This window comes from Flavobacterium sp. (genome assembly GCF_044371705.1).
Lineage (GTDB): Bacteria > Bacteroidota > Bacteroidia > Flavobacteriales > Flavobacteriaceae > Flavobacterium.
Genome location: NZ_JBILTE010000185.1, coordinates 1 through 5,072 on the forward strand (window position 1 = coordinate 1; position 5,072 = coordinate 5,072).

The 5,072-nt window shown below is 33.1% G+C and carries 7 protein-coding genes; 4 read left to right on the forward strand and 3 right to left on the reverse strand.

The genetic code is table 11. The features are described 5' to 3' along the window. Positions 1–171: 171 nt before the first annotated feature. Positions 172–1,479 carry an ABC transporter permease gene (locus tag ACIQ2S_RS11170; protein WP_396175988.1) on the reverse strand — a complete coding sequence of 436 codons (1,308 nt, stop codon included), beginning with the start codon at positions 1,477–1,479 and terminating at the stop codon, positions 172–174. Next, positions 1,479–2,402 (reverse strand): ABC transporter ATP-binding protein, encoded by a 924-nt coding sequence (locus tag ACIQ2S_RS11175; protein ID WP_396175990.1) that lies wholly within the window; start codon positions 2,400–2,402, stop codon positions 1,479–1,481. Before ACIQ2S_RS11175 ends, ACIQ2S_RS11170 begins: the two co-directional genes overlap by 1 nt. 205 nt (positions 2,403–2,607) lie before the next feature. Here ACIQ2S_RS11175 and ACIQ2S_RS11180 point away from each other — a divergent pair, with 205 nt between their 5' ends. The 4 genes from ACIQ2S_RS11180 (at position 2,608) to ACIQ2S_RS11195 (ending at position 4,213) form a co-directional block, all read left to right on the forward strand. Continuing rightward, positions 2,608–3,048, forward strand: coding sequence for a hypothetical protein (locus ACIQ2S_RS11180; RefSeq protein ID WP_396175992.1), 441 nt, complete (start codon positions 2,608–2,610; stop codon positions 3,046–3,048). Between the two features lie 35 nt (positions 3,049–3,083). Further along, complete coding sequence (locus tag ACIQ2S_RS11185) at positions 3,084–3,263, forward strand: hypothetical protein (protein WP_396175994.1); 180 nt, start codon at positions 3,084–3,086, stop codon at positions 3,261–3,263. 232 nt (positions 3,264–3,495) lie between these two features. Next, positions 3,496–4,083, forward strand: coding sequence for a zeta toxin family protein (locus tag ACIQ2S_RS11190; RefSeq protein WP_396176000.1), 588 nt, complete (start codon positions 3,496–3,498; stop codon positions 4,081–4,083). Further along, positions 4,067–4,213, forward strand: coding sequence for a hypothetical protein (locus tag ACIQ2S_RS11195; RefSeq protein WP_396175996.1), 147 nt, complete (start codon positions 4,067–4,069; stop codon positions 4,211–4,213). Before ACIQ2S_RS11190 ends, ACIQ2S_RS11195 begins: the two co-directional genes overlap by 17 nt. A 184-nt stretch (positions 4,214–4,397) precedes the next feature. On the opposite strand, the gene ACIQ2S_RS11200 is transcribed toward ACIQ2S_RS11195, so the two are convergent. Further along, positions 4,398–5,072, reverse strand: a 675-nt coding sequence (locus tag ACIQ2S_RS11200) for a DnaJ C-terminal domain-containing protein (protein ID WP_396175998.1), incomplete at its 5' end; no start/stop codon positions are given.

The following is a 5,072-nucleotide window of genomic DNA, read 5'->3' on the forward strand; positions in this document are numbered from 1 at the left end:
ATTTTAGTTAATACTCTTCGGATGGCAGCTTCGTCTTCTATGATTAATATTTTGGGCATTTTTTTGAGGTACTAAGGTGCTAAGGTTCTAAGGTTCTAAGGTTCTAAGGTTCTAAGGTACAAAAGTACATAGAAGCAATTATTACTAATAATCTAAATTTGAAAAATGTTATTAATACTTCAACCATTTATAAAGTTCTTTCCAACTTGGTTTTTTGCCGTACATTAAAATTCCGACCCGGTAAATTTTTGCTGCAAACCAAACCACAAACAAAAAGGTTGCATACAACAGAACCATGGAAATGACCAATTGCCACCAAGGTACTCCAAATGGAATTCGCATCAGCATCACGATGGGTGACGTTAACGGAATGATCGAAAAAACAGTGGCTACCGTTCCATGCGGATCGTTTAAAACGGTAAAAAATCCAATATAAACTCCTAAAATTAACGGTAGAATAATAGGCAATAAAAACTGTTGCGAGTCGGTTTCATTATCTACTGCAGCTCCAATTGCTGCGTAAAATGAACTGTACAAAAAGAATCCGCCGATAAAATAAATCACAAATGAAATTAGCAACGTAGCCAATGGTAACTCTTTGAATTCATTAATATATAACGGTAGTTTTTCTGCAAAACTACTTGAATTCGCCGAAGCAACCATTTCGGGTGTAACAGTAGCTGGAGCTCCCATTTGCATTCCAAACAAAGAGGAAAAAACAAAAAACAAGACCAATCCCAAGATGGTCCAAATTAAAAATTGTAAAATTCCTGCCAATGAATTTCCAATGATTTTTCCCATCATCAATTGAAACGGTTTCACTGAAGAAATAATGATCTCTATAATACGGTTGGTTTTTTCTTCAATCACGCTTCGCATGACAAAATTGCCATAAATCACAATAAACATCATGATCAAATAACCAAAGATTCCTCCTAAAAACAACTTGATTTCATTGAGACCTTTAACCGTATCTTCTCCTGTTGACTTTTTTAAGATAATGTCTACTTCTGCTTTTGCATTGTTGATTTTTAATGTATCCAAACCTATTTTTTCGTAATTGGCTTGGGTTAATTTCTTAGCGATAATTTCTTCAAGATCAATAATGTAATCTATTGACGGACTATCATTCGAAATATATTGCACGTTTTTCTGAACTTGTGATAAACTGTCCACTTTTGGAAAATAAATCAATCCTTCATATCGTTCGTTAATGATGCTGTCCTTCAAAAAATTCACATCTATTTTGGACAAATCGTGATAGGAGAATTCAGCATCATTTTTAAATTCATTCACAAAGTAACCGCTTGCATCATGAATGACTATTCGTTTCAAATCGGCTTTCATCGAGGCTAGATAACCCACAAAAACAGCAATTCCCACAAATAATAGCGGACTCAAAAAAGTCATGACAATGAACGATTTATTGCGAACTTTCGCAATAAACTCACGTTTAATAATTAAGGATAATACACTCATTACGATTGGCTTACGGTTTTAATAAATATATCATTGGCTGTGGGTATCTTTTCGACAAAATGCGTCACTTGACCTCTTTCTGTCAAAATTTGGAGCAATTCATTAGGAGTGGAAGTCCCAATAGCGACTTCAAGTTTTAAATCATCATTCAATGATTTAAATTGAACTTGATCTACCGTGAACTTTTGAGTTAAATCGTACATCAAACCTTCGATGTTGTTGGTTAAAATCCCTACTTCAAAACTATTGGTTCGATGTTGTCGTTTCACATCGGTCAGTTTTCCTTCGATCAGCTTATTTGATTTGTGAATCAAAGCAATATCGTCACACAATTCTTCAACACTTTCCATGCGATGCGTCGAAAAAATAATAGTTGCCCCATTTTTTTTTAGCTCCAGAATTTCATCTTTTATAATGTTCGCATTGACAGGATCGAAACCGGAAAAAGGTTCATCAAAAATCAGCAACTTAGGTCGGTGCAAAACAGTCACCACAAATTGCACTTTTTGTGCCATCCCTTTCGATAATTCTTCAATTTTTTTATCCCACCATCCTTTGATTTCCAGTTTATCAAACCAATAATCCAATTGCTTTTTGGCATCTAGTTTAGTTAATCCTTTGAGTTGAGCCAAATACAAACATTGCTCTCCCACTTTCATCGATTTATATAACCCTCGCTCTTCAGGGAGATATCCAATATGCTGAATGTGATGCGATTGCAACAACTCACCATCTAATAAAATTGTACCACTATCGGGAATGGTAATCTGGTTGATGATGCGAATTAAAGAGGTTTTTCCGGCTCCATTTGGCCCTAATAAACCATAAATACTACCTTTGGGAACGGTCAGCGAAACGCTATTTAATGCGGTAAATTCGCCATATTTTTTAACCACTTGGCGTACTTCCAGAATGTTGCTCATACCTTTTTGAGTTTTGGTAAATATACGGAATTAGAATATTTTTAGTGGTATTTGTTACAAAAAAACCCACCCTTATTGTGACACAAGGATGGGAAAAATTGCTATGAAAAAGAATCTACTAGTTTTCAAAGTCCCAACTTAGGTGCAAAACAACAAAAATTTAATTACATCGATATACGTAGAATTAAAAAGGATTAAAAACCATATGAAAATACTATTTCTTTTATTATTTCCTCTCGTTGCTTTTTCTCAAAATGAAAGTATTGACAAAATGAAAAAGCTTCCAAAAGTAGAATTTGAAAGAGCTTTTAACGATAGTATTCAAAAATTAGAATCATTAGAATTGTGGAACTTTATTAAGAACGCAAAAGAAAGCGAAATAGATTTAAAAGATTTTAATTCAACCTTTTTAAAGAGATTTGAAACAGTTGAATCGGCAATTGAAATGATTTTTCTTTTAGAAATACTAATTGATCAAAAAACTGAAAAATCAATAATTGAAAATACTTTAAACAATAAAAAAGAAATTTGGGATAAAGGACCTTGGGCTGAAAAATTTTGGAAAATCATTCGAGAAAATGATTTTAAAATTATAGAAAGTAATCATTACACCATCAATAAAAAAGGAGAAAAAAATATAACGTAAAACTTTTTATTGAAGAAAAAATCAAGCAAAATGAAATGGGTGAAAATCCGCTTTTGGAAGTTGACTATGTCATAACTAATTATTCAGAAAATACACTTTTAGAAACACTTGAAAAATTAACCATTAAAGACATCCAAATTATTCCAAAACAAAAAAGTGTTGGTCTATTTGGAAAAAGAGGTGTTGATGGAATGATTAAAGTGTTGACGAGGTAGAAAATTCTCCCGCCTATGTCATTTCGACGCAGGAGAAATCACATAACACTAAGCAAATAAATACGTTATCTTCTTTATGTGATTTCTCCTATCGTCGAAATGACACGATGAACAAGGCTTTTCAAATCAAACATTGCAACAAAAACTAATCAAAATTAACTTTGCTTTATCGAATCAACTACGTACAATATCAAATCGAATCGTTTTTGTATTTTATAGTATATTTGCCATTGTGGAAGAAAGATATTTATATATAATTGCTGGATGCAATGGAGCCGGAAAAACAACGGCTTCTTTTACAATCTTACCTGATATTTTAGATTGTAAAGAATTTGTAAATGCTGATGAAATTGCGAAAGGTCTTTCGCCTTTCCAACCTGAAAAGGTAGCCTTTGAAGCAGGAAGGATTATGCTTCATCGAATTGATGAACTTCTTTATCAGAAAGAAAATTTTGCTTTCGAAACCACTCTTTCAACAAAAAGCTACAAAAACAAAGTTCTTGCAGCGAAAAACAAAAATTATAATGTAACATTATTATTTTTTTGGTTAAAAAATCCTGAGTTAGCCAAAGAAAGAGTAAAAACGAGAGTTTTAGAAGGCGGTCACAATATCCCTGAAGATGTTATTGAACGAAGATATGCTAGAGGAATTATAAACTTGTTTGAAATTTACATTCCAATTTCAGATCAAGTTCTTATCTTTGATAATTCAGAAGGTCAACATCAATTACTAGCTGAAAAATCAAGCAATGAAGAATTGAATATTCTTGATGAACAAAAGTTTAACGAATTAAAAACTATTTATGACACCAGAAGCTAAAATAGAACGCCGAAACAAAATTATAAAAGGTCTTGAAAAAGCTTATGAGAAGATGCTTGTTTTTAAAAAAGAACGTAAAAGCGAACTTGTGATTATACAAGATAATAAAATTGTAAAAATAAAATTGTAACTAACTATTTTTAATTTTTTACAGAAACCTCCTTCCTTCAACTCTTCTTATCAAAGCAAAAAAATCCAAAAACTAAAAACCAAAAAAAACCCACCCTTATTGTGACACAAGGATGGGAAAAATTGCTATGAAAAAGAATCTACTAGTTTCCTAGTAGAGTTCAAATGTAAATAATTTTTTCAAATTATGAAAACATATCTTTAACTTTTTCAAAAAAAGATTTATCTGTTTTTTCAGGGTTGGGAATAAAGTTTTCGTCGGTCAGCATTTTCTCAAAAAACTGTCGTTGCTCCTTGTTTAATGTCCGTGGTGTCCAAACATTAATATGCACCAACAAATCACCATTTCCATAGGAATTCAAACTTGGAATTCCTTTGCCTTTTAAACGCAAAATCTTTCCGGATTGGATGCCTTCTTCTAGCTTGATTCGAACTTTTCCACCCACTGCTTCAATCTCTTTGGAAACACCTAAAGCAGCCTCGGCTAAACTGATATATAAATCGTAGTGAAGGTTTTCACCTTCACGTTTTAAAAACTCGTGTTCTACTTCTTCAATGGCAACAATTAAATCACCCGGAATTCCATTACCCGGAGCATCATTTCCTTTACCGGAAACTTTCAATTGCATTTCATTGACTACACCTGCCGGAATTTTGATAGAAACTGTTTCGTCTTCCAAAATCATTCCTTGGGCATCAGCATTAGCCGGTTTAGAACTGATTGATTGACCGGTACCTCCACAAGTAGGACAAGTAGTCGCGGTTTGCATTCTTCCTAAAATGGTGTTGGTCACTCGTAAAACCTGTCCTGAACCATTACAAGTACCACATGTTTTATAAGAAACACCCGGAGCCTGCAC